The following is a 25,108-nucleotide window of genomic DNA, read 5'->3' on the forward strand; positions in this document are numbered from 1 at the left end:
ATACACTTAGACAGGAAAGGGGTTTATTATATGAATAAATCAATCGCTGTATACTGGCGAATGACACGACCACATACGCTGACGGCAAGTTTTGTACCTGTCGTCGTAGGAACGGCCATTGTGGCACCGCGGATCGAATCGTTACGGATGGATCTGTTTTTTGCCATGTTGATCGCATCGATGCTGATTCAGATTGCGACGAACTTATTTAATGAATATTACGACTACAAGCGCGGGCTTGATACGGAAGACTCGGTGGGCATCGGCGGATCGATTGTCCGTGACGGTTTTAAACCGGGAACGATTTTGGCGTTTGCCTTCTCGTTGTATGGTATTTCGGCCTTGCTTGGTATCTATTTGTGCCTTGAAACAACATGGTGGTTACTACTAATCGGCATCGTGTCGATGTTCGTTGGTTACATCTATACGGGTGGACCGTTACCGATCGCCTACACACCATTCGGGGAAATCGTCGCCGGTTTCTTCATGGGCTATGTCATCATCGCGATTTCAGCTTATTTGCAGATCGGGTATGTTCCGACGGAAGCGATCGCCATTTCGATTCCGGTATCGATTTTAATCGGCTCGATTTTGCTCGCAAATAACATACGGGATCTCGACAATGATAAAGTCAACGGCCGAAAGACAATCGCCTGTTTAGTCGGGCATCAAAAAGCCGTTTATGTCCTGATTGCCTTTTTTGCCGCTGCAATCATCTCACTTTTGATTGCCGTACTGGCCTTTAACGTCACCTGGTGGGCATTGCTTGCTCTTTTGAGCATTCCGCTGATGATCAAAGCCGTAAAATTATTCTGGCGTGATCTGCCACCGCAGGAATTGATGCCGGGTATGGCTCAGACCGGAAAGGTCAATACGATTTTCGGATTATTGCTTGCGATCAGTTTGACGATTGCCAACTTGTGACCGGAAAACTGTTTTTATGAACGGAATCCCGAATGATGGACGGATAAAACTGTCTTCGTCGGGATTTTTTTGTTGGTATAGTCAATGGTTTGATTGGTTGTAACAGTTTTGAAATTTTACTATAATGGAAGCAATGTGCCTAGAACGCGTATAAAATCCTTCGGGTTCATGAAATTTTTTTAGAGGTGGAACAGGAATGAATAAAATTGCGGTAATCGGAAAAGTATTCGTCGACATAAAAGGAACTTCGTTTGCGCCTTTGCATAAGGATGCCAAAAACGTCGGGGATATCACCTTCTCGAACGGTGGTACAGGACGAAACGTAGCACAAAATCTAGCTGTTCTCGGAAATGATGTTCGTTTTATCTCGACGGTTACGAACGATCAAATTGGTGTCGGGGTACTTGAAGAGTTAAAATCTTACGGCGCCAACGTCGATCATGTAGAGATGCTCGAAGATCATGGAATGGGAATGTGGCTTGCAGTGATGGACAATGAAGGAGATTTGCAGACGTCGATTTCCAAACAACCGGACGCCAAACTCCTTGAAGAAGCCATTCTTCGCCAATCTGTCTATGCGCTGGACGGAGTGGACGCAGTCGCAATCGATTTGGATTTATCGGTTACAGTGCTTGAACGATTGATTCACATCTGCCGCAAAATGGAGTTGCCGCTTTATGGTGTCTGTGGACATTTGAGTGTCATTGAACGCAACCGTCATCTGTTGCAAGGATTCACAGGATTCATCTGCAGCCGTGAAGAAGCTGAAATTTTATCGGATTTATCGATTGTGACGGTAGAAGACGCAATCCATGTAGCGAACGAACTGGCGAAAAAAGGAGCCCCTTTCACCGTGGTCACGATGAGTGAGTTAGGTGCTGTTTATGTCGATCGCCGGACGGCGACTTCCGGTCATGTCGGAACAAAAAAAGTGAAAGTAGTCGACTCAACAGGTGCAGGAGATTCATTCTTTTCCGCTGTTCTTTCCGAATTGACGGAATCGAAGCGGGCAGAAGAGGCACTACAGCTTGGAATGAAAGTTGCCGCACAAGTCATTGCATCGACGGAAAACGGACTGATTCCGGAAATGCTTGAGACCCTTCGTTGAGTCCTCAGCTTGTGAGGAGGAGAATCAATGCCGATTCAAAGAAGTGCGATTATTTTAATTAATGAAGCAGATGAAGTTGCCTTGATTCGTCGGGATAAACCGGGTGAGACGTATTATGTATTCCCCGGCGGTGGACGGGAAGCCGGAGCGACACTGGAAGAAACGGCGATTCGGGAAGCCCATGAAGAGCTTGGTGTGGACGTAGAACTTGAAGGTGTTGCTGCGAACGTTCACTTTAACGGCTTGGAAAATCCGTATTACTGGGCAAAAATAACGGGTGGTGTATTCGGGACGGGAACCGGAGAAGAATTCGAAGATGAGTCGTCCGGGTATACACCGTTGTGGATCAAACGCGAAGCGTTAACCGATTTACCGATTCGTCCGACATCGCTTGTGCAGGAATTGACTAAGATGACGGATCGTTTCTATAATATCGAGCTCAAGGATAATTGAGGTTTTAGTTGAAATAAACAGGGAAAAGTATAGTAAGACAATGAGGTGGTCCTAGACTGCCTCTTTTTTATGAAGGAGAGATGACGATGGCGCATACACGTGATCCTAAAGGATTAGCCTTGAATCTAAAGCAACGGATGTCCGATCACAACATTACGGATTATGCAGGAACACTTGCATATTATTGGTTTTTATCCATTTTTCCAGGTATCATTTTTGTTATTTCAGTATTATCATTCTTTGACATTGATCAACAGACGCTTGAATCCCAAATTCGTGATTTAGCGCCGGGTGGGTCGGTGAATACGTTTACTGATGTCATTTTCCAGGCCATTAAAGAACCACAGGGCGGTCTCCTGTCCGTCGGTGCGATTCTTGCCATCTGGTCGGCGTCAAAAGGTGTCGATCGTCTGATTACGACCGCGAACCATGCGTACGGAGATTTCTCGCCGCGCGGATTCGTCGCAGCCCGTGGAATCGCCTTGATTTTAACGATTGTTCTCGGTATCGGCATGTTGCTGTTGATCGTCTTGAACGTTTTGGGCGGTCCGATTATCAGCTACTTAGCCAACTTTGTCATTCCGATTGATATGGGACAAAAAATTCTCCTGACGGTATTGCGGTATGCCATTTCCACTGTACTGTTGATTCTGATTTTGTCGATTTTCTACCGTGTTGCGCCGAAACGTCCCATTACATTTAAGGAAGCCATTCCGGGAGCTGTCTTTGGTGTCATCGTGTGGCAACTGTTATCGGTTGGATTCGGATTTTATGTCTCGAATTTTTCGAACTATAACCAAACGTACGGTTCACTCGGAAGTGTCGTCATTGTACTGTTGTGGTTGTATTTTACAGGACTCATCATTTTACTCGGATCTGAACTGAACGCCTCGTGGGAACGGTTCATGAAAAAAGCAGATCCGCAAAAAATGGAAGAAAAACGATTAAAAGAACAGGCGGATCTGGACTCGATTCCGACCAATACGTTTGGCTGATTTTAATCGTCCCGTATTTTGAGCGACCGTACCAAAAAAGCATCTACTGTCGATAATCCGACGGTAGATGCTTTTTGATTGGATTAAGCTGCCGCTTGTTTTGAAAGCGGAGCGTGAATTTTCTGAGACGGCGTATCTTTTTGGAGCAGGCGTAATCCGTTCAAAATGACGAGGATTGTAGAACCTTCATGACCGACTACTGCAAACGGCATGATCAGGAACTGTGACAAGTTCGAAATGATTAACAACAGGATGACGCCGATGGCGAGCGTGATATTTTGTTTGACGACACGATTCATTTTACGCGCTTTGTTGACAGCGTAAGCGAGGCGTCCTAAATCGTTTTTCATCAAAACGACATCGGCTGTCTCAAGAGCAGCATCGGTTCCTTCACCCATTGCAATCCCGACGTGAGCCAAGGCAAGGGCGGGAGCATCGTTAATTCCGTCTCCGACCATCGCAACGGTTTTTCCTTCAGTCTGATACTGCTTAATATAACGGACTTTGTCTTCAGGAAGACATTCCGCTACATAATCTGTCAGACCTGCTTCTTTCGCAATCGCAGCGGCAGTCACCGGGTTATCCCCGGTCAACATGATCGTTGTGATGCCGAGAGCATTTAAAGAGGTGATGGCTGTTTTGGCTTCAGGACGAATCGTGTCCCGTAATGCGTAAAGCGCAATGATTGATTGTCCGTTGCTGACATAAACCATCGTATTTCCTTGTTCTTTTAAGGTTTGCTCCATCGATAGGAAAGGATCAATTAATCCTTCGTGGAACGCATATTTTCCGATCCGGTATGTCTGACCGGAAACCGTGGCTTCGATTCCGTAGCCGGTCACATCCTTAAAAGTGGATGGGTCGATGATATCCGTTTTCAAATGCGTGACAATCGCTTGTGCGAGCGGATGATTCGATTGTGCTTCGATGGACGCGACCGCTTGTTTGACGGCGAATGCATCCACTCCGTCAGCATAATGGCTTTCCGTGACGACAGGTTTTCCGGTCGTTAATGTTCCGGTTTTATCAAAGACGATCGTATCGACTTGTCCGAGTGTCTCGATGTGTGCACCACCTTTAAATAAAACACCGTTTCGGGCAGAGGCAGCGATTGCTGCCAAAGCAGCTGGTGTAATCGAAGCGACCAAAGCACAAGGAGAAGCGACGACAAGCAAAATCATAGCCCGGTAAATGCTCGTTTCAAATGTCCAACCAATTAAGTAGTGGGGAACGACCATCATCAAAGCAACGACGAGTAAGACGATTTTGACATAACGGCTTTCGAACCGTTCAATGAATTGTGCAGAGGGTGATTGCTCACTTTGAGCGTTTTGAACCATATGAATGATTTTTTGGAACAACGACTCGTCTGCAGCTTTTGTCATCTCAATCGTCAAAACACCGTTCATATTGACGGTTGAATTGTAGACGGTATCCCCGACATGTTTCTCGACAGGAATCGATTCGCCTGTAATCGAGGCTTCCTCAATGGCGGCTTGACCGCGGATGATCGTTCCATCGACAGGGATGCGTTCGCCCGGTCGGACATAGACCAGTTCGCCGACAATCAATTGCTCAAGGCCGACAACTTCAAGCTTACCGTCAGCGTTTAAACGAGTAGCTTCTTCCGGTTGCAGGGACATCAAACTTTGTAATGCCCGTTCGTTTTTATTCATCGTATAGGTTTCAAGGGCACCGGATAAAGCGAAGATGAAAATCAAGATAGCACCTTCCATCCAGTAACCGATCGCCGCTGCACCGATGGCAGCCAAGATCATCAACAATTCTACGTTTAAGGTTTTATCATGATACGTTTCGGTTAAACCTTCTTTTGCTTTCGCATAACCGCCGATCAAATAAGCGGAGAGATAAAGCGTGACATAACCGGTAGCCGGAATGTTGAGCTTCTCGAGTGTGTAGGCAATTAAAATCAATATTCCACTAAAGAGTGCTAAAATCAATTCGTGATGTTCCTCCCAAGCATGGCGGAGAGCGGAACGCTGATGGACATCAGTAGTAGTAGAGGTAGTCATATGGGAAAACTCCTTTCAAGTCTAAATGAGAAAAGAAATCATTATGTTAAAACAATGAGAATGTTAATTACCAACGTTTTCTCATCAATGATAATGAGTTTCATTGTCGCTAGATTATAATAATTATTATCTGTAAAACTACTATACCATGTCTATGTCAAAAGGAACAGGAAAGGAATCAGTAAAAATGAAAAAAATATTGACCGATCGATTTGGTATGGTTGTGCTCGCTTTAGTGACGACATTCCTTTGGGGAAGTGCATTTCCCTTCATTAAAAAAAGTTATGCTTTACTTTCCATCACCTCAACCGAATATGGAGAACAGCTGTTGTTTGCCAGTTACCGTTTTTTCCTCGCCGGTGTCTTATTATTAATTGTCAGCGTCCTGATATTTAAACAGCCGATTACGTTGAAAAAGCGGACACTCGCTTATAGCCGGCTTGGTTTCTTCTTGACGTTTCTCCAGTATGTGTTTTTTTACATCGGGCTCTCCTTATCAACAGGCGTGCAAGGATCAATCATTGCCGGATCGACTTCCTTCTTTCAAATGTTGCTCGCTCATTTCCGGTATGAAGACGACCGGTTAAATCGATTCAAGGGACTCGCTTTATTTTTAGGATTTACAGGCGTTATTTTAGCGAACTGGCCGCAAGGGTCTGCCGGTGTCTCGTTTGGTGCCGGAGAAATCCTGTTGATTTTAGCGATGATTTCCGGGGCATTTGGAAATTTGATCGCCAAGGAATATTCAGCCAGTTATCCGGTCGCACCGATGACAGGTTGGGCCATGGTCATTGGATCAATCGGCTTATTCACCGTCGGAGCGGTCCTGAATGGAGACTGGTTCCCGTTTAACTTTACCAGTACGACCGTCTGGATGCTGATCTATTTAGCATTCTTGTCAGCGACGGGATTTACATTGTGGAATCTCTTGATGAAATACAATCCGGTCAGCCGGGTGTCATTGTTCATGTTTTTTGTACCGATTTATGGTGTGACGTTATCCGCACTCATTCTCGGTGAATCGATTCCACCCCAGGCATTCCTTGGATTAGTATTTGTGGTCGCCGGTATTTTGGTCTCGACCTATCTACCGATTTGGTTTCAAAAGCGTAGTTGACGAAGATTCTGAATCGTGCAAAAATAGTCTCAATCAATCTGTTATTTTTAATCGTTCGTTGCTAAGCCGACTCGTTCGGCTTTTTCTGTACGGTCATAAAACCACCGATTCGGCCTTGCTGCAAAGGCTAGTGCAACTAAAAAACGAGAGGAGATGAGAGAAGTGGAACGGAATGAGATCGTTCGAAAGATCATTGCCAACCGTCGTCCGCGGGATGAGTTTGCCCGGTTTGTCGTCACTTGTGTCAGTCAACAATTAAAGGAGACGCATGGAGATGTCGGTGTGGAAATCGTTGAGGCGGAAAGAGGATACGACTCCGTTTGGTCAATCAACGGTCGAGAGGTCGTCGTCTTGCTGGAAACGGAAGAATTGAAACGGGCAAAAGAACAACCGTATGCAATCGACGATAAGCTCTGGCTCAGTTTTCGGCAAGAAGGAATCGTGAAATAAAAAGACGGTCGTTCCGCATGGGACGATCGTCTTTGTTTGTTTACGACGAGCGGGGAGTCTTTGACTGAAAAAGAAGATAGGCGAGTGTCGCGAGAACGAGGACGAACAAAATAAAGTAGAATCCCGGCGGTAACATGACGAACAAACTACCGGAAATCGGTCCGAGAATCGAACCGAGACTAAAGGAAATCCCGGCAAGCAGGTTACCGGTCGGCAACAGATGACTGGGTAACTGTTCCGTCATGTAAGCGACGCCGAGCGAATAAGTCGAGCCGAGTGCCATACCGCTGACAGCAAAAATCATAAATAATGCTCCGTAACTTTGAAAGAAAAAACAGGCTGCCAAAAACGCAAACGCTCCGATACTGAGGACGGTAATCAGCGTCCGTCGTTTTCCGAAATGATCAGCGAGACGTCCGAGGGGTAATTGCATCAATAAAGAGCTGACGACAAATGTCGTAATTAGACTGCTTGTCTGAGATAATTCATAACCGTTTCGTGTTGCGAAGACCGGGAAGCTGGCATTTAATGTTGCTTCCAAAAAACCATAGGTGAAGCCGGGCAACAATGTAAACCAAGCGCTCGTCAGGACAAGACGGTAACGGGAAGCGGCGGACTGAAGTTCTTCTGGCATGATATCAGAAGGTTTTTCATTCGGTAACCGTCTTAAAGCAATCAAAACGAGAACGGTTAATGTTCCCGTCAGAACGAACGGCAGCCAACTGATCCAGTCGACAAGCGGCGCTGCGAGTGGACCAAGAGCGAAACCGAGACCAAAGGCCATACCGTACAGAGACATCGTCCGGCCGAGTTTATGATTGGGTGTAATCGATGTGACCCATACTTGAGAACCGTAATGGAGGGTTTGATCCCCGAAGCCGACTGCAAATCGTAACACCATCCAAGCGAGAACGCTTGGGATGAGCGGAAAAGCAAAGACGGCAACAGCCACTAAGATAAGCCCGAACGAGATGACAGGAACATACCCGTGGCGGCGTAACGGCTTTTCCATTAAAGGCGCTGCGACGATGACACCGACATACAGTACAGCAGCACTCAGTCCGTTTATGTAAGCAGGTGTTCCCTGACGTTCAAGCAAAATGGAAAGAAGAGGGATGAGTAACCCTTGAGTAAAACCAGAAATAAATACAATCGAAAGAATCAGAGCAAAACGACGTGACAAAACAAACAACTGCCTTTCCTTTTTTTGTTTAAGCATAACATGCCCCGGCTGTACGATTGTACACCGGGGCATGTCACAGTGTTATGGTTTATTTTGTTCAAAGCGTGTCGGGCGGGGCATGTGTAAAAGGTGCTCGTCCCAGTCCGTTTGGTCAAACACTTCGTCGTGTTCGATACTGTGAGACGCCCGAATCCCGATCATCATGATTCCAAGTACCATACTGAACATCCCGATAATTGCAACGATTCCAACAAGCCATTCCATTTTGAAACCCCCTTCGAACAAGGAAAGTGTGGCGAGTTTGTGACAAACTTTTCCCGTTTTAAAAGAGACTCAAACCTGCTTACAGGCGACTGGATTGTTTCAGGAAATCGACTTCCGGATAATAGGCATTTTTGACGAGTGCATTTGGACCGAGGCACTGAACGGCAGGACAGTGACAGGATAACCTCTGATTGAGTTCTGTTTGTTGCCACATCGCATAAGCTTCGTTAAATGATGTGTCATGAATCGTTCCGAGTGAAGCGAGTTCGTCGCCGAAATCCGTCACGATGATTTCACCGTCAAAGATATTGACGTTCAGACGTGAACGACCGTCAGGATCATTTCGGACGGAAACATTTGGTTCCCGGCGGAGGCGGCGGTGGAGCGCTAAATCTTCTTCTTTCATCGAGCAGGCATAAAACGGCAGTGTCCCGAACAGCATCCAGACGTCCGGATCCCGGACATCAAGCAGACGATGGATGCCGTCACGGATTTCATCCAGACTCGCGGCTTCAATCATCGAGGCGAAATCGGCGGGGTACATAGGATGCACTTCATGCCTGACGCATCCCATTTCGACGATTTCCTGGTGGATGGCTTCGAGGTGAGGCAGTGTTCGTTTGTTAATCATCGTCTCGGCAGAAACAAGGACCCCGCGTGCATTCAGAATCCGGGCATTTTCCTTCATCTGTTCAAACAGTTTTGTCCGTGCTTCGCGCGACGGTTTCCGTTCCATCATTGCAAATCCGCCATCAATGAAATCGTCTGCGGTTCCCCAGTTATGAGAAATATGTAAGACGTCAAGATACGGGATGATCAGCTCATACCGGGAAAGGGGAAGTGTTAAATTTGAATTGATTTGGGTTTTAGCTCCCCGTTCGTGGGCATACTTAAGTAAAGGCACAACATATTCCCGGACCGATTTCATCGACAGCATCGGTTCGCCGCCTGTAATCGAAAAGGCACGCAGATGTTCAATCTCATCCAGTCGTTTGATAAGCAGTTCGACCGGAATCGTGGGTGTTTCGCTGTTCGACAACATATAGCCGACGGCACAATGTTCACAGCGCATGTTACAAAGGGTTGTCGTCGTGACTTCGATGTTCGTCAGTCGGGCTTGTCCATACTGTTCGATATCACGGTACGCTTCCCACGGATCATTTTTGATGGTGATGGGTGATTTTAATGACATGATACATTTTCCTCCTTTTTAGGCTCCACTACGTATCGTATGCTAAATGTATACAGGAATAAAGAACAAGAAAGGAAGTCAGAATAATGGGAAAAGCAAGAACTGATAAACTTGGACAGATGAATGTGCTAAAATCAAGAATGCAGCTTTTATGCCATACGATCGATTCATTGGATGAAACATCAGATATTGAGGATTTGGAACGTTTAGCCGTCTCCTTGGATCAGTTGAAAGCCAAGGTGCTTCGTTATGCAAAAGATATGAAGGAACATGAGGAATCAGAAAGCGGTTCGAAATGACCGCTTTTTGATTTGGATCATGGAAAGGATGAATCAGATGACAACTAAAATTAAATTACAGGTAGGCGAAGTTCGCTCCGTAACCTGCCTACGTATGGGAATCAATGGAGAAGGAATCGCGACACTCGAACGACAAATCGTCTTCATTCCAGGTTTGCTGGTCGGAGAAACGGCTCAAATTGAGATTACGGAAATCCATAATAATTTTGCGAATGCAAAAATCTTAAAACGTGATGTCCGTTCACCGGACCGTGTGACGCCGTTATGCCCGATCTACAGCCAATGCGGCGGATGCCAGTTGCAACATATGAGTTATGAAGGACAACTCCGTTATAAGGAAGATATGGTCCGAAATGCGTTTACAAAATCAACGAAGTTGAATGTCGAGAAATCAGATATCCGTCCGACGATTGGCACGACGGAATGGGAATATCGGAATAAGTCACAATTTGCCGTTGGAAAAGAAGGAACACAAATCGTCAGCGGATTGTATTCAGCGAACTCGAACCGTCTGGTGGCGATCGACGAGTGTATCGTCCAGAACAAAGAGACGTTACGCGTCAATAAAGCCGTGACGAAGATTTTAAATGACTACAATGTACCGGTCTATAATTCAGCAAAACAAGACGGTGTCATCCGGAATATCGTCGTTCGGACCGGCATCAAGACGGGCGAAATTCAAGTCGTCCTGGTTGCATTTAAAGACGGTTTTAAGGATCTCGAAGGCTTATCACGCGATATTTATGATATTCCCGGCGTCATTTCCGTTGCACTCAATATTAACGATAAGATGACATCACGCGTTTTTGGAGAACAAACGGAAATTTTACGTGGCGTAGAACGGATCGAAGAAAAAATGGGCGAGTTCACGTATCAATTGTCACCGCGTGCCTTCTTCCAGTTAAATCCGGAACAAGCCGAGCGGATGTACGGTGAAATCGTCAAAGCGGCAGCCTTGACGGGCGAAGAACGTGTTGTCGATGCTTATGCAGGTGTCGGATCGATTGGTCTTTGGATTGCAAACGGTGCAAAAGAAGTCCGCGGCATGGAAATCGTCGAGGAAGCCGTCGAAGATGCAACGGCACACATGAAGCAATACGGATTTAACCATGCCCAGTACGTGGTCGGAAAAGCAGAAACCTGGATTCCGCGTTGGGTGAAAGAAGGCTGGATTCCGGACGTCTTCATCGTCGACCCACCTCGTTCAGGGTGTGATACACAACTATTAAACGCAATGATTTCGTCAAAAGCGAAAAAAATCATTTACGTTTCATGTAATCCGCAAACTTTGGCACGTGACTGCGATCATCTGATGAAAGCTGGCTACAAAGTCAGCTATATCCAGCCGTACGATATGTTCCCTCAAACGGCACATGTCGAAGCCATCGTCGTATTGGAAAAAAAGAAAAAGAAAAAGTTTTAAACGGATCGAACGGTTAGGAGAACCGATCTCTATGACAAAAAGGAAAACGGCTGAGTCGCCGTTTTCCTTTTTGTTTTGTCTCGCGATCTTTTTAAGTTTGTTGTAGCCAATTTTCATCCTGTTCCTGAAAACGTCGTTTAAGATCAGCGACCCGTTCTGCCGGTAAAGCTCCTTTTTCCAACAAGCGGATATTTTGGACCAGATGCTCCGGATTTGCTGTTCCGATGATGGCACTTGTGACACCGGGTTCAAAAACGGTAAACCGGAGTGCGGTTTCAAGCCAAGAAGCTTCTTCAAGCGGGAAATCGAGTTGCTGTGCCCGTTCCCAATAAGGTTCGACATATTGCCCGACCGGCCGGGACGCAAACCGCCATGGTGCATTGGCAATCGGACGTTTGGCGATGATACCTTTTTGTTGCTGATGAATCAGCGGGACCGAATCCATCAATGCCCGTTGATCGTACAAATTAACAGACGTTTGAAAACTGTCGAATCGTCCTGTCGTGATGGCGTAGTCTAAGTCTTCCCGGTCACCGGAATACGCGATCAGGCGGACTTTTCCGGCCTGTTTTGCCCGTTCGAGTGCCTCGATGACGTCATCTTGAGCCAGTATTTCCTTACTGCAGGAATGTAGATGAACGATATCAATAAAGTCTGTCTGCATCGTCAAAAGAGCCTGGTCAATCCCGCCGGCGACAGCTTGGAACGTCCAATCCTCCGTGCGCGGGACATCATACCCGACTTTTGTCGACAGGACGACATCGTGACGACGCTGTTTTAAAAATTGCCCGAGCCGCTTTTCGGATAAGCCGTAGCCGCGGGCGGTATCAAACAAACGAATGCCTGTATCCAATGCCTGATGGAGAATATAACTTGCTTCCTGATCGGATAAGTCATCGGAACCGATATGACCGGCGCCAAATCCAAGAGGGGAGACTTGGATATCCGTATTGCCGAATGAACGTAATTCCATGCTGTTTCCTCCTTTAATTACTTCTCTAACAGTATACGAAGAAAACGGTTGCATCAATCGATATCCCTCGATCGATGCAACCGTTTTTTATAAAGATACATCAGGTAAAACACCGCAAACAGTCCGACGATCAACCAAGGAAGCATGGAATCCCGTTCAATCAATTCATTGACGGCAAAAGCTTCGATGACAAGTGCCGGTACTTTCCCGATGGTGCTGGCGGTTAAAAAAATCACCGGTGAGACGCCGCTTGTCGCACTTAGAAACGTGACGACTCCGGAAGGGGCGAACGGCAACAGCCGCAAAAAGATGATGGTCCAAAAGGCATCCCAACCGGTTTGCGCCGTCAGTTTTCCGAGCCACTTCAAGACGAACGGGGATTGAATCAATGGTTCGACGCGCCGGACACCGTAACGATAGACGTAAAAGGCAATGCCGGCACCGAGGGCTTCGCCGAGAAACGACAGCAACAAGCCTTGCCAAAAACCGAAATACAGTAGATTGGCTGCCGTGACGAAAGCGCTTGGCAAAACACCGAACAAGCTGATGACTATACTGACTAAAAGACTGATCGGTACAGCAAACATTTCTGCCCGTTGCAACCAATCAAGGAGTGTGGCTTCGATAGTAAGACTTCCTTTCAACCTTTAACACATCAAGTCAACATCGTTTTTGGACTTACGAAATGTTATTAGGAAAATCCGTCGTCTTCGTCCGGCAACAACGGTAACGTAATCAAGACAGTTGTTCCTTGTCCGAGCACGGACTCGAAGGAGATCGTTCCGTCGTGCCGGTCGATGATGTGTTTTGTGATGGCAAGACCGAGACCCGTTCCGCCGTCCTTTCGTGTCCGGGATTTATCAACACGGTAAAACCGTTTCGTTAAACGCTCCAAATGTTCTGGTGGAATGCCTTCTCCTTCGTCCCGAATCGAACAAATCGTCTGTTCGCCGTCTGTTTTTGTCGACAGATAGATATGTTTTGAAGCAGGCGTGTAACGTAAGGCATTGTCCAGCAGATTTCCGATGACTTGCTCAAGCCGGTCATTGTCACCGAGGACGATTTGACTTGGATCGAAGTCGGTGATGATGGAGACACCTTTCGCCTTCGCAATCGGTTCCATCCGGTAGACGACATCTTCTAAAACCTGACTGAAGACAAGCGGTTGTTTTGTCATCGGGTACGAATCCCGTTCCAACTGGGCAAGGTCGAGCAGATCGTTGACGAGACGTTGCAACCGTTCCGTTTCGCGTTCGATGATTTGGTAATATTGATCGCGTGTTTTTTCATCGAGTGCTTTATCCTGCATCATTTCCGTATATCCCCGGATATAGGACAGGGGCGTCCGCAATTCGTGACTGACGTTCGCCAAAAATTCCTTACGTTGTTCATCCACTTCACCGAGGGATTCTGCCATCTTATTCAGGGTTTCTGCCAGTTCGCCGATTTCATCATCGGATTGAATCGGAATTCGATAGGCAAAATCTCCTTGGGCGTAGACGGTTGAGGCCCGTTTCATGTCAATCAGCGGACGGATGATCGTATCAATGATCTGCCGACCGAAAATGACGAGATTCAACACAATCAGACCAATCATGAAGAAAATCATCAGGCGAAGCGGTCGGAACGGTTCACTGATTTGACCGAGCTCCAAATAGAGAATCAACGTCCCGACGAGCCGGTTGTTTTCAATGATGGGAAAACCGGTCATCAGGATGTCCGTTCCTTCAATCGGATGTGTTCGACTGGAAACGACGGTTTCACCATTGCGTAACTGTTCAATATCCGCATTCGTCAAGAACCGGAGTCCGGCCGGATTTTTCTTCAGAAAGTCGATGAAAAAGACTTTGGATTCCGTTAATTCATTCGTATACGTCATCCCGTCATAAAACGCACCGGATAGTCCTTCTGATTCATAAATGTTAATCAATTTTTCGCCCCGATTGAGCAATAAATCTTCCTGCGTTTGAAGGTAAAACCGATCGTACAGATAAAATGTCAATAATACGAACAAAACGGCAGAAAAAACGCTTGTGAACCAAATCGTAATCCAAATCCGGCGGCGAATGGTATACCGCTTAATCATACTTCCTCGAATTTATATCCGATGCCCCAGACCGTTTGGATCGAGCCGCCGGCTTCACCGAGTTTCAGACGAAGTGTTTTGATGTGGGTATCGACAGTCCGCAGATTTCCGATGTAGTCGGCGCCCCAAATTTGATCGAGCAACTGTTCGCGTGAAAAGACTTTATCGTTGTTTTGGACAAACAAATGGAGTAAGTCAAATTCCTTCCGCGTTAAACTGATTGGTTTTCCGCTGACGTGGACACTGCGGCTTTCTGTATCAAGCTCCAGTTTGCCGATCGTCAACGTCGCCGATTGATCGACTGTAAAACGATGGGAACGTCGCAACGTCGCTTCGATGCGGGCCAACAGTTCACGAGGGCTGAACGGTTTCGTGATGTAGTCATCGGCCCCAATTTTCAGACCGTGAATCCGGTCGAGTTCGTCCGAACGGGCCGTTAGCATGATGATCGGGACGTTCGAGAATTCACGGATTCGCATGCAAGCCGTCAAACCGTCCATTTCCGGCATCATGACATCCAGCAAAACGAGATGGAAGGCATCACGTTGCATTAAATCAAGTGCTTCTTGACCGTTCGAAGCCGTCGTCGTCTGATAGTTTTCTTTTTGAAGATTTGAGACAAGCAGATCACGCATTTGTGCTTCGTCATCTACGACAAGTATTTTAAAGGATTGTTCTGGCATCAGTTGATCACTCCATTTCATATGGGAAGAAGAGATGGCTTCTTCCGACAGGTGAATTTTCCTTATTATCATACCATTTGAAGCTTTCGATCCGCATCAAAAGTACGAACAAAAAAGCACAAGAGGCAGGTGCCTCTCATGCTTCGAGTTGTTGTTCGTAGACCGTTTCGAATTCGCGGCCGTGGATATACATTTGAAAACTTGATTTGGAGACTTCGTAGAGTGTAAATTGAGTTTCTCCGGTATTCAGCTGTTCCAGTAATGCCGGTCGTAATGCATCGGCGCAAAAAGCATAAGGCAGTTTTTCCGCTGCTTTTTGTGAACGGATGTTAGTCTTGCGGATCTTCATGAAGACACTTTCGAAATCAAGGTCAAAAAATAGTTCTGCAAAAAATGCTTCTTTTGCAAGATTGTTATAACCTTTCCCATGATACGGTTTACCTAACCATGTACCGAGAAACCCATACTGTCCTTCGATATCGAGTAAACTGATTGTACCGATTGGTTGGTCAAATTCGTCTAGGATCGTGCGTGAGACGAGCTCACCGCGTTCTTCCTCTTCGATTGCCTGCTTTGTAGTAAACAGAAATTCATCAAAGTACCGTGTTTTTTGGCGGACGTACGGATATACGTCTTGATGCTGCATCAGTTCGAACAAATCAGCGCAGTCGCTCAGCTCCCGTTGCTTGAGCATACTTCCATTCCTCCTTCTTAAGACCGCTAGAATGATTGTCGAAAGCTACCTGTCTGACTCGTTTGAACCGCGCATGGTATGCCTTCTTCAGTTGTCGGATAAGATAATATTACCTTCTTTTTTTAAAAAAGCAAGTAAATAATTTTTGTGAAAAAACATACGAAAATAAGGCATTTCTTGCAAATGAAAAAGCCTCATTTTCATAATAAAAAAAGCCTATGATTTTCAACGATTTTCCGTTAAAATCATAGGTTTTTTTTTAAGACATGGATGTCAGATGAGTATGTTCAAAAATCACTTTTCCATCAATCATCGTCATCAAAGGCTTCGCGAGATAATCGAGCGGGAAGTGACTCCAAAGAACGAGGTCGGCATCTTTGCCGACTTCAATCGAGCCGACACGGTCTGCGACGCCGATCGAACGGGCCGGATTAATCGTAATCGCGCGAAGCGCGATGTCGACCGGCAGTCCTTCACGTGCAGCAAGACCGGCACATAAATTTAAATATTGAACAGGTGTATACGGATGATCGGTCGTAATCGACACTTCAAGACCGTGCTCATGAAGAATACGATATGTTTCCCAGGTCTTGTTCTTCAGTTCGATTTTTGACTTTCGTGTAAAGGTCGGACCGACTGTAACGTGTTCAATCGGTAATTGTTGCAATTCTTTCGCCACGAGATGACCTTCTGTACAATGTTCGATCCGGACATCCAGCTCAAACTCTTCGGCAAAACGAATCGCCGATAAAATGTCATCGGCCCGGTGCGCGTGGACACGAAGCGGCATCTCTTTTTTGAGAACCCGTTCAATCATCCGGTGGGCAAAGGTATCAGCTGTCCGTTGCATCTTGACTTCAAGAAATGCTTCCCGCAGCATTCCCATGATGCCCATTCGTGTCAGTTCACCGGCACGACCGGCACTATGGACACGTTTCGGGTTTTCTCCAAGCGCAATTTTTAATCCGGCATATTTCCGTAAAATCATGTCATCGATAAAACGGCCGTGTGTTTTAATGACACTCGTGACACCGCCGATGATATTCATGCTGCCCGGCATGACTTGGACCGTCGTGACACCGTGTTCGATGGCTTCCTTGAATCCTTCATCAAGCGGATAGACGCCGTCGATGGCCCGCAAGTGGGGCGTCATCGCGAAAATGGTTTCGTTGGCATCGTTTCCGACCGTTCCGGTTCCTTCATCGTACAGTCCAAGGTGCGTATGAGCATCGATGAAGCCGGGAAGCAAGAAACGTCCTTCTGCTTCGATGACCCGTTCGTGCTCCTCGGCATCCAGCAACTCATTGATTTCATGGATCTTTCCGTCTTTGATCCGGATATCGCCATAAAAATTATCTGATGTGATGGGAAAGATATGTGCATTTCGTATTAAAACATCCAACATTTTTCAACCCCTGTATTAGTTTGTGTGCTCGAGATTCTGCAGTGCATCCTTTAGTTCAGCATACCGAAACTTGTAGCCGTTTTCGAGAGCTTTTTTCGGAATAACACGGGCGCCTTCGAGAACGATGACACTTTTTTCTCCGAGAGCCAGCTCGAGAGCGAAGCGTGGAGCCGGTAACCAGTGCGGACGGTGCAACACTTTTCCGATCGTTTGACCGAACCGTCGCATCGTTTCCGGATGAGGGGCTGTAATATTGAGAGGACCTTCTACAGAAGCGGTCGTCAGTGCGAACAGGAACATTTCGACGAGGTCATCGATATGAACCCAGGAAACCCATTGCTTCCCGTCGCCCATTGTCCCGCCGCCAAATAATTGATAAGGCAAACGCATTAATGGATAGGCACCGCCTTCTGTACTGAGGACGACCCCAATCCGCGGATGAACGAGCCGGACACCGCTTTCGGCAATCGGTTGAGCAAGCTCTTCCCAAGCGACACAGACATGGCTGAGGAAGTCGGCAGTCGGAGGCAGTGCCGTTTCTTCCGTAAAGGTTTGATGGCGGTCCTGACCGTAAATTCCAACGGCAGAAGCTGATAAGACGACGTCAGGTTTGGAATCAAGTGCTCTGACAATCCGGACGAGTTCTTTCGTCGAGTCGATGCGGCTTTCCAAGATGACGCGTTTACGCTCTTCTGTCCAGCGTCCTTCATTGATTGAAGCACCTGCCAGGTGGATGAAGGCATCCACATCATTCAGTTCTTGCTCCGGTGTTGCTTTATCCGTCAACCATTCAACGTAGCTGACGGCTCCCGCCGCAGCTTTCGGTGAACGGGTTAAAATAACAATTTGATGGCCTTCGTTAAGTAATCGTTTCGTTAGTGCCTGTCCAATCATTCCGGTTCCGCCTGTAATCGCGATTTTCATGGCGTGAATCATCCTCTCGTCCTGTCTGTAGTAATACTTGTACATATGTTCCCGTTTCTCTGTTTCACTCAAACCTGATTCAACATGTTATCGTTGCAAGAGAAGATAAAAAAAGGAGGAACCGACTTGAAAATCACACGGATTTCGACCCAAAAGAAAAATACGGAGCGCTTCAATATCTATATTGAACGTGAAGGTAAGGAAGAATATGCCTTTGCCGTCGATGCCGATATCTTGATCAAGTATAACCTGCAACGGGACAAGGAGCTTGACGATGATTTCGTCAAAGAAGTACTGACAGCGGAAGAACAGCAAAAAGCATACCGTTTATCACTCAATCATTTGTCATACCGAATGCGGGCGACGAGCGAAGTCGAAGCTTACTTGATGGAAAAAGAGACCCCGGAACATGCCGTCAAACATGCCATCAAACGATTGACCGACCAAAAATATTTAAACGATCAACAGTTTGCCGAGGCGTATACAGCGACAAAAAAAGCAACGACACCGCAGGGACCCGGAAAAATCCGGCGTGATTTAGAAGCGCTGAAAGTGAACAAAACGTACATTGATCAAGCGCTGGAATCATTTACGGAAGAAGAGGAACTAGAAAAGGTATTGAAATTTCTCCAGCAAAAACAAAAAGAACTTGCCCGCCGGTCGGTTCGGGAACTGAAACAAAAACTGCAACAAACATTGATGCAACGCGGATTCTCATCAGAGGTTTCAAAACAGGGGATTCAACTCGTATTTGAAGAGATCGAAGCAGAGACGGAAGAATCGGCTGCTTTATACCAAGCGCGGAAATACTATTCGAAGTACCGGAATCTGGAACCGTTCGCCCGGGTGCAGAAAACGCAACAGGCGTTGGTTCGAAAAGGATTTCCGTATGCACTCGTGTCGGAAGTGATCGAACAGGTCAAGCAGGAAGAAGCGGACGGAATATAAGTTTCGGCTTCATTTTAAAAGTTTAGACACAAAATTGACAATTGTTCGATAATTATGCTATTCTACGCTCAGATTAAGAAAAGGAGGAACCGTCAAATGAAACAGCCAATTGTAAACGCACTTATCAAACAGCTGAATATGGCGGAGACTCTCGAACTCGTATAAACACTATTTTCAGTGTGCGATTGACAGGGAATCCGTTCCCCGAGCACGCAGACCATATCGTCGATTCACATCGTCTTTAGAAAGGCAGATGGATTCTCGGACTGCTCCGGAAATCCGTCTGCCTTTTTTGCGTGCTTGGAAACAACGTAACACCATTATGAACGACAAAGGGGGGAACCATCGTGCGATTGTTTCGCCAACTCAGCTGGTTTCTGAAGGAACATAAAAAATCATATTTGATTGCCGTGTTATTGCTGATTGTGACCGGCTTCATCGACTTGACACCACCATGGTTGATCGGAAAGGTGATTGACGGACTGCGTTCCGGATCCATGGATCGGACGACATTGATTCAGTATGTGGTCGGGCTGACCGTTATTTCCATTATGTCCTTTATTCTGACGTATTTATGGCTTGCGAAATTATTCGGAACAGCCTTTTTACTCGAACGGACATTACGAAGTCAATTTTTTACGCATTTATTAAAGTTAACCCCGACCTTTTATCAACGTAACCGCACAGGGGATTTAATGGCGCTTGCGACCAATGATTTGAAAGCGGTCGAACGGACAGCCGGTTTTGGTGTCCTGACGCTCGTTGACTCGCTGAATATGACGGCGATTACACTTGTCGTCATGGGAGTAGCGATCGATTGGAAACTGACGCTTGCCGCCTTATTGCCGATGCCCATTCTTGCGTACGCGATGAATAAACTCGGCAGTCAGATCCACGGCCGCTTCATGACAGCACAGGATGCCTTTGGCACGATGAATGATCAAGTCGTGGAGTCGATTTCCGGACTGCGGGTCATTCGTTCATTCGTTCAGGAAGACATCGATGTTAAAAAATTTGATGATGTCACGACGGATGTATTTGATAAAAACATGCATGTCGCAAAAATTGATGTCTTGTTCGAGCCGATTATTAAATTACTCGTCGGAATCAGTTATTTGATCGGTCTATCGTTCGGGACGTACCTCGTCTTTACGAACGATATTACGCTTGGACAACTCGTCGCCTTCAATATTTATCTCGGAATGTTGATTTGGCCGATGTATGCGTTCGGAGAGCTGATCAACGTCATCCAGCGCGGAACAGCGAGTCTCGATCGTCTTCAGGCGACGATGCGGGTCAAACCGTTGATTTCATCGACTCCGGTCGTAGAGATTACTACTCCTGAAACGATTGTTTTATCGGATTTGACGTTTACGTACCCGGGAACGAAACAGCCCGCATTGCGCGGAATCAACGTGACGATCGAACAAGGAAAGACAATCGGGATTGTCGGTCCGACCGGTGCCGGGAAAACGACGTTGCTTCGCCAATTTTTACGCGAATATCCACTTGACCGTCATATGCTGCAAGTCAACGGTGTTCCCTATGAAGACGTCGCTTTGGAAACGGTCCGGGGATGGACGGGTTATGTTTCGCAGGAACACCTTTTGTTCTCGAAAACAGTGCGGGATAACATCCTCTTTGGCGCCGGAACGGCAACGGAAGCCGAACTGCAGGAAGCAATTCGTCTGGCGTCATTCACAACGGACATTACCATGCTCGATCAAGGTCTTGAGACGTTGGTCGGTGAACGTGGTGTCACGTTATCCGGCGGTCAGAAGCAACGGCTGTCGATTGCCCGGGCGATGTTGAAAAAACCGAAATTATTATTGCTCGACGATTCGTTGTCTGCGGTCGATGCAAAAACCGAGTCGCATATCATTGAAGCGATTCGAACCAATCGGGAGCAGGCGACGACATTGATTGTCGCACACCGTCTGTCTGCCGTTGCCCATGCGGACGAAATTCTTGTCTTGCAGGACGGTCAAGTGACAGAACGGGGTACGCACGAACAGTTGATGGATCATAAAGGGTGGTACGCCGAACAATTCGAACGGCAAAGTGAAGAAACGTAAGGTAGGAGGTGTCGAACGTGAAGGAAGAAGAATTATATCTATTAGATCCCGTTCGTCGGAAAACGACGATTCGATCACTTGTTCGTTATGCGATGTATGAAAAACAAGCAATTTTCCTCGGATTATTTCTCTTGATTCTGGCAGTCGGAGCAGAATTGACCGGACCATATATTGCGAAAGTCATCATCGATGAACATATTGTTGCGATTGAAAAGGATTGGGTTGAAGTGAAGGACGGAGGAAGGGTCGAGTATGACGGGCGCCAGTTTGCGAAGAAGCAGGATGTGCCGTCTTCCGATGTCATTCAAGCGATTTCAGTTGTTCAATCGAAGAGCGGTTATTATTTTGTGCCCGAACAAGTCGTCAGCGGAGGAGAACGCAACGTGACCGGTGGAACGTTAACCGTCACGCGTGGGGAAGAAACGTTTCGTTATTCGGGCGTCAAGAAGCTGACGCAAGGACAGGTGTATGATTTTTATGCCTCTGACTTAAAAGCGGTCGGCTGGCTGTCTTTGCTGTATATCGTCCTGCTGTTAATCGCGGCCGGTTTGAACTGGGTCCAACAAATCCTGCTTCAGCGGTCGGCGCATAAAATCGTCAAATGGATGCGGCTCGATGTCTTTACACATTTACAACGGTTACCGGTCCGCTATTTTGACCAGACACCGATCGGAAAGATTGTCAGTCGTGTCACGAACGATACGGAAACAATCCGCGATTTGTACTTGGGTGTGCTCGCACGCGTCTTTTCGGGATTGATTACGATGGCCGGAATTTTAGTGGCGATGTTTTTCCTCGATGTCCGTCTCGGACTCGTTTCGCTGTTGATTATTCCGATCGTCTACTTCTGGATTCAGCTGTTCCAGAAACTTGCAACGGAAAATAACTTCAAGGTCCGGTCGCTTGTCGCAGATATGAATGGTCAGTTAAACGAGAACATTCAAACGATGCCGATCATTCAAGCGTATGCGCGGGAAAAAGAAGTGTTGGCGGAATTTGAACAAAAAAATGAAGAGAATTATCAAACCCGTTCGAAGTTGTTGCGGCTTGATGCCTTAATGTCGCATAACTTATCGTATTTCCTGAAAAACCTGACGCTGGCCTTATTGATCTGGGTCGTGGCGGGTAAAAGTCTGACCGACGGAACCTTTTTATCGCTCGGGATTTTATATGCCTACATCGACTATGTCTCGCGTCTCTTTGAACCGGTCACACAAATCATGAATCAGTTGTCGCCGTTGCAACAAGCACTCGTTTCAGCAGACCGGATGTTCCAACTGCTCGACGAAAAGGGAGAAGACGTCGGAAAGGGACGTTTACCCCGTTTCGCCGGACGTGTGGAGTTCAAGCAGGTCGGTTTCAGCTATGATCCGGGTCATCCTGTCTTACAGGACATCGAAATTGATGCCCGTCCCGGAGCGACAATCGCTCTCGTCGGACATACGGGTAGCGGGAAAAGTTCAATCATGAATCTGCTGATGCGTTTTTATGATCCATCGTCCGGTCAATTGCTGATTGATGGACAGGATGTCACGTCACTGCCGAAACAGGCGGTCCGCGATCATATGGGCATCGTCCTGCAGGATCCGTTTTTGTTCACGGGAACAATCCGTTCGAACATCACGCTCGGCAATCCGATGATTTCCGAGGAACGGATTCGGGAAGCGATCGTCGCCGTTGGGGCAGACCGGTTCATCGACCGTCTTCCTAAAGGTCTTGATGAACCCGTCATCGAAAAAGGCGCGACCTTATCTGCCGGCGAACGGCAGTTGATCAGTTTTGCCCGGGCTTTGGCGTTTGATCCGGCCATTTTAGTTCTCGATGAAGCGACGGCAAGCGTCGATTCGGAAACGGAAGCGATGATTCAGGACGCCTTATTGACGTTGACGAAAGGGCGCACGACCTTCATCATTGCCCACCGTTTGTCGACGATCAAAGACGCTGACGAAATCATCGTCCTCGACCATGGACGGATATCCGAACGCGGAACGCATGAAGAGTTACTCGCAAAACAAAAAATCTATGCCAAAATGTATGCGTTGCAAAGTAAACGCAATCTCGAATTGAAATCAAGCTAACTCCATCATTTTTCTTCTCCTTTTCGTATATACTAATGACGAAGAGGGGGAGTTTTTTTATGGAGACACGAATGAGTCAGTTATCAAAATATGAATTAGAGATGCTCGTGACGAAATTGAATGAGCAAAAACGTAAAGCGGAGCAACACGGTAACATGAGTGAAGTCGAGGTGATCATCCGCAAGATTGCGATTGCCCAAAGTTATCTCGTCGACACAAGCCGGTTCGAGACGGGTCGCTTTTACCAGATTGATGGAGAAGAGACACGATTTGAACTGCATTTCGTCAACGGTGTAATGGGCTGGGGACATTTTGAAGGGACAGTCAACGAAGTGGCGATTCCACTTGCGTTGATTCAGGAAGAGGAGGAATGACGATGGATCAAAATCGTACGGAAGCATTAAACGAATTGGCGGAAGAATTACAAGGAGTCAACGAGACCTTGACACCGCTTGAAGCCTTGACGTGGGTCGAAGTCTTATGGGAAGATTTCGAAGCGACGCTTGCAAAGGCGGGAGAAAAATATCAGGGTGAGGCAGTTGCCGTTCGTTTCGTTCAGCAACAAATCAAGCAACATGGTCCGATGCTTCACCGTTTTAATACAACAAACGAGAAGTTCAAGCATTTGATGATTGGGCGCGACGATCAGTCAATCAATTAAAAAAGAACTCGCGGTTCGGAAAAGAAAATTTTCCGAACATGGCGAGTCCTTTTTTTATAATGCAGGTACAAACAATTTTTTTTGCAACGTCCGTTCGCTGAAAACCCATCCTGTATAGGAACTGACAATTTGGCGTGACGTTGCATCAATCCGGACGACAGCGACGAACGGATAGACTTCTTTCGTGAAATAACGTAAGTTCGTGAACCGGTATTCGACGATTCCGTCTTTTCGGGAAACCGTATACGTATGAATTTTTGAAAATTCAAGGAACGCCTGTAGATCCGCGTTCTCCTTGACGATGTCATACAATTCATCCCCATGCGGTTCATTTTTGATCCGGAAATTACCGCACTCGACGACTGTTCCGGAATTAATCTTGACGACCGCATATTCATTTCGAAGACGTGCTGCGACATGCCACTCATCCCATTTCATGCCGGGAGAAATGAACAGCTTGTGTGCTCCGCCGTAATAACGAGCGGCCGTCGCCAAAGCATCGTTACGCAACTTAAATTGAACCGCATAATAGATGATGACGATCGCAATCAAAATCGGGAAAATGACGATCGTGGCACGGGTCAACAGCCAAATGCCGAACGCCCCGTAATACATCGTGAACAGGTAAGGGTCAAATGTATTGATGACGCCCCAACCAATCCAGGTTTTCTTAAAGGGATGAAGCGCCTGCGTGCCGTAAGCATTAAACAGATCGACGAAGACATGAAGGGCGACAGCAATCTGTGCCATCAGCCATAATGAAGTAGGCGGAACGCCGAACAGGGCGCCGATGACGATCGACAGTAACAACGGCCAGGCAATCAAGGCGATCAGACCGTGGGATTTACCACGGTGCTGTCTCAGGTAGGCACTGTTGCCTTTAAATTTAAATACAGTATCAAAGTCTGGAGCATGGGAACCGACCAACGCCGTAGTCGTAACAGCCGCAAACAGCGTAGCGCTTGCTGCGATATCCGGTTCAAGTGTGGAAATGGCGGCGAGGCAAAGTCCCATTCCGATATGCGTCCCAGTATCCAATGCAAATTCGCTCCTCTATCAAAGTATTCGAAATCATAATAAACGTAAATTGATTTTAATTTTTAAGGTTAATTGAACTTACTATAACGTATCAAACAGAAA

25 protein-coding genes are annotated in these 25,108 nt (G+C 46.7%); 13 read left to right on the forward strand and 12 right to left on the reverse strand.

Annotated elements, in window-relative coordinates; all coding sequences use genetic code 11:
• Positions 1-30 precede the first annotated feature (30 nt).
• The 4 genes from EXIG_RS03390 (at position 31) to EXIG_RS03405 (ending at position 3,480) form a co-directional block, all read left to right on the forward strand.
• The gene (locus tag EXIG_RS03390) at positions 31-924 is read left to right on the forward strand and encodes a 1,4-dihydroxy-2-naphthoate polyprenyltransferase (protein ID WP_012369534.1); all 894 of its coding nucleotides are present in this window, start codon (positions 31-33) and stop codon (positions 922-924) included.
• A gap of 196 nt (positions 925-1,120) precedes the next feature.
• Complete coding sequence (locus tag EXIG_RS03395; protein WP_012369535.1) at positions 1,121-2,032, forward strand: guanosine-inosine kinase; 912 nt, start codon at positions 1,121-1,123, stop codon at positions 2,030-2,032.
• 27 nt (positions 2,033-2,059) lie between these two features.
• Entirely contained in the window at positions 2,060-2,485 is a 426-nt protein-coding gene (locus EXIG_RS03400; protein ID WP_012369536.1) for an NUDIX hydrolase, read from the forward strand.
• An 86-nt stretch (positions 2,486-2,571) separates the two neighbouring features.
• Positions 2,572-3,480, forward strand: coding sequence for a YihY/virulence factor BrkB family protein (locus EXIG_RS03405; protein ID WP_012369537.1), 909 nt, complete (start codon positions 2,572-2,574; stop codon positions 3,478-3,480).
• Between the two features lie 83 nt (positions 3,481-3,563).
• Here the strand turns inward: EXIG_RS03405 and EXIG_RS03410 are convergent, their stop codons facing one another.
• Positions 3,564-5,513, reverse strand: coding sequence for a heavy metal translocating P-type ATPase (locus EXIG_RS03410; RefSeq protein ID WP_012369538.1), 1,950 nt, complete (start codon positions 5,511-5,513; stop codon positions 3,564-3,566).
• A 187-nt stretch (positions 5,514-5,700) separates the two neighbouring features.
• Here EXIG_RS03410 and EXIG_RS03415 point away from each other — a divergent pair, with 187 nt between their 5' ends.
• On the forward strand, positions 5,701-6,630 hold the full coding sequence (locus tag EXIG_RS03415) for a DMT family transporter (protein ID WP_012369539.1): 930 nt from the start codon (positions 5,701-5,703) through the stop codon (positions 6,628-6,630).
• A gap of 153 nt (positions 6,631-6,783) precedes the next feature.
• Positions 6,784-7,080, forward strand: coding sequence for a hypothetical protein (locus EXIG_RS03420; RefSeq protein ID WP_234944568.1), 297 nt, complete (start codon positions 6,784-6,786; stop codon positions 7,078-7,080).
• 40 nt (positions 7,081-7,120) lie between these two features.
• Here EXIG_RS03420 and EXIG_RS03425 read toward each other — a convergent pair whose 3' ends face one another.
• From EXIG_RS03425 to yfkAB, 3 genes are all read right to left on the reverse strand, one after another.
• A complete protein-coding gene (locus EXIG_RS03425) occupies positions 7,121-8,299 on the reverse strand; it encodes an MFS transporter (protein ID WP_052294375.1) in 1,179 nt (392 codons plus the stop codon).
• Between the two features lie 45 nt (positions 8,300-8,344).
• A complete protein-coding gene (locus EXIG_RS03430) occupies positions 8,345-8,527 on the reverse strand; it encodes a hypothetical protein (protein WP_012369542.1) in 183 nt (60 codons plus the stop codon).
• Between the two features lie 79 nt (positions 8,528-8,606).
• Positions 8,607-9,719, reverse strand: coding sequence for a radical SAM/CxCxxxxC motif protein YfkAB (gene yfkAB / locus EXIG_RS03435; RefSeq protein WP_012369543.1), 1,113 nt, complete (start codon positions 9,717-9,719; stop codon positions 8,607-8,609).
• Positions 9,720-9,805: 86 nt separating this feature from the next.
• Between yfkAB and EXIG_RS03440 the strand changes: the two genes are divergently transcribed.
• Both EXIG_RS03440 and rlmD read left to right on the forward strand, forming a co-directional pair.
• Positions 9,806-10,018 (forward strand): SE1561 family protein, encoded by a 213-nt coding sequence (locus EXIG_RS03440; RefSeq protein WP_012369544.1) that lies wholly within the window; start codon positions 9,806-9,808, stop codon positions 10,016-10,018.
• Between the two features lie 37 nt (positions 10,019-10,055).
• Positions 10,056-11,441 carry a 23S rRNA (uracil(1939)-C(5))-methyltransferase RlmD gene (gene rlmD / locus EXIG_RS03445; RefSeq protein ID WP_012369545.1) on the forward strand — a complete coding sequence of 462 codons (1,386 nt, stop codon included), beginning with the start codon at positions 10,056-10,058 and terminating at the stop codon, positions 11,439-11,441.
• 91 nt (positions 11,442-11,532) lie between these two features.
• Here rlmD and EXIG_RS03450 read toward each other — a convergent pair whose 3' ends face one another.
• The 7 genes from EXIG_RS03450 to EXIG_RS03480 form a co-directional block, all read right to left on the reverse strand.
• Complete coding sequence (locus EXIG_RS03450) at positions 11,533-12,414, reverse strand: aldo/keto reductase (protein ID WP_012369546.1); 882 nt, start codon at positions 12,412-12,414, stop codon at positions 11,533-11,535.
• A gap of 53 nt (positions 12,415-12,467) precedes the next feature.
• Positions 12,468-13,016, reverse strand: a complete 549-nt coding sequence (locus EXIG_RS03455; RefSeq protein ID WP_041261481.1) for a TVP38/TMEM64 family protein — start codon at positions 13,014-13,016, stop codon at positions 12,468-12,470.
• A gap of 89 nt (positions 13,017-13,105) precedes the next feature.
• Positions 13,106-14,500, reverse strand: a complete 1,395-nt coding sequence (locus EXIG_RS03460) for a sensor histidine kinase (RefSeq protein WP_012369548.1) — start codon at positions 14,498-14,500, stop codon at positions 13,106-13,108.
• Positions 14,497-15,183 carry a response regulator transcription factor gene (locus tag EXIG_RS03465; protein ID WP_012369549.1) on the reverse strand — a complete coding sequence of 229 codons (687 nt, stop codon included), beginning with the start codon at positions 15,181-15,183 and terminating at the stop codon, positions 14,497-14,499. The genes EXIG_RS03460 and EXIG_RS03465 overlap by 4 nt, the downstream gene beginning before the upstream one ends.
• A 136-nt stretch (positions 15,184-15,319) precedes the next feature.
• Positions 15,320-15,877, reverse strand: coding sequence for a GNAT family N-acetyltransferase (locus EXIG_RS03470; RefSeq protein WP_012369550.1), 558 nt, complete (start codon positions 15,875-15,877; stop codon positions 15,320-15,322).
• Between the two features lie 259 nt (positions 15,878-16,136).
• Positions 16,137-17,282, reverse strand: coding sequence for an amidohydrolase (locus tag EXIG_RS03475; protein ID WP_012369551.1), 1,146 nt, complete (start codon positions 17,280-17,282; stop codon positions 16,137-16,139).
• Positions 17,283-17,297: 15 nt separating this feature from the next.
• Positions 17,298-18,206 carry a TIGR01777 family oxidoreductase gene (locus EXIG_RS03480; RefSeq protein WP_041261483.1) on the reverse strand — a complete coding sequence of 303 codons (909 nt, stop codon included), beginning with the start codon at positions 18,204-18,206 and terminating at the stop codon, positions 17,298-17,300.
• 126 nt (positions 18,207-18,332) lie between these two features.
• On the opposite strand from EXIG_RS03480, the gene EXIG_RS03485 reads away from it, so the two are divergent.
• The 5 genes from EXIG_RS03485 to EXIG_RS03505 all read left to right on the forward strand — a co-directional run bounded on the left by EXIG_RS03485 (position 18,333) and on the right by EXIG_RS03505 (position 23,968).
• Positions 18,333-19,154: a RecX family transcriptional regulator gene (locus tag EXIG_RS03485; protein WP_012369553.1), complete on the forward strand. Its 822-nt coding sequence runs from the start codon at positions 18,333-18,335 to the stop codon at positions 19,152-19,154.
• Between the two features lie 347 nt (positions 19,155-19,501).
• Positions 19,502-21,229 carry an ABC transporter ATP-binding protein gene (locus EXIG_RS03490; RefSeq protein ID WP_012369554.1) on the forward strand — a complete coding sequence of 576 codons (1,728 nt, stop codon included), beginning with the start codon at positions 19,502-19,504 and terminating at the stop codon, positions 21,227-21,229.
• Positions 21,230-21,246: 17 nt separating this feature from the next.
• Positions 21,247-23,307: an ABC transporter ATP-binding protein gene (locus EXIG_RS03495; RefSeq protein ID WP_012369555.1), complete on the forward strand. Its 2,061-nt coding sequence runs from the start codon at positions 21,247-21,249 to the stop codon at positions 23,305-23,307.
• Positions 23,308-23,366: 59 nt separating this feature from the next.
• Positions 23,367-23,681, forward strand: a complete 315-nt coding sequence (locus tag EXIG_RS03500) for a DUF1811 family protein (protein ID WP_012369556.1) — start codon at positions 23,367-23,369, stop codon at positions 23,679-23,681.
• Positions 23,682-23,683: 2 nt separating this feature from the next.
• Entirely contained in the window at positions 23,684-23,968 is a 285-nt protein-coding gene (locus EXIG_RS03505) for a YfhJ family protein (RefSeq protein WP_012369557.1), read from the forward strand.
• Between the two features lie 54 nt (positions 23,969-24,022).
• Here EXIG_RS03505 and EXIG_RS03510 read toward each other — a convergent pair whose 3' ends face one another.
• Positions 24,023-25,006: a metal-dependent hydrolase gene (locus EXIG_RS03510; protein WP_012369558.1), complete on the reverse strand. Its 984-nt coding sequence runs from the start codon at positions 25,004-25,006 to the stop codon at positions 24,023-24,025.
• Between the last annotated feature and the right edge of the window lie 102 nt (positions 25,007-25,108).

It is taken from the genome of Exiguobacterium artemiae 255-15 (assembly GCF_000019905.1).
Taxonomy (GTDB): Bacteria; Bacillota; Bacilli; order Exiguobacteriales; family Exiguobacteriaceae; genus Exiguobacterium_A; species Exiguobacterium_A artemiae.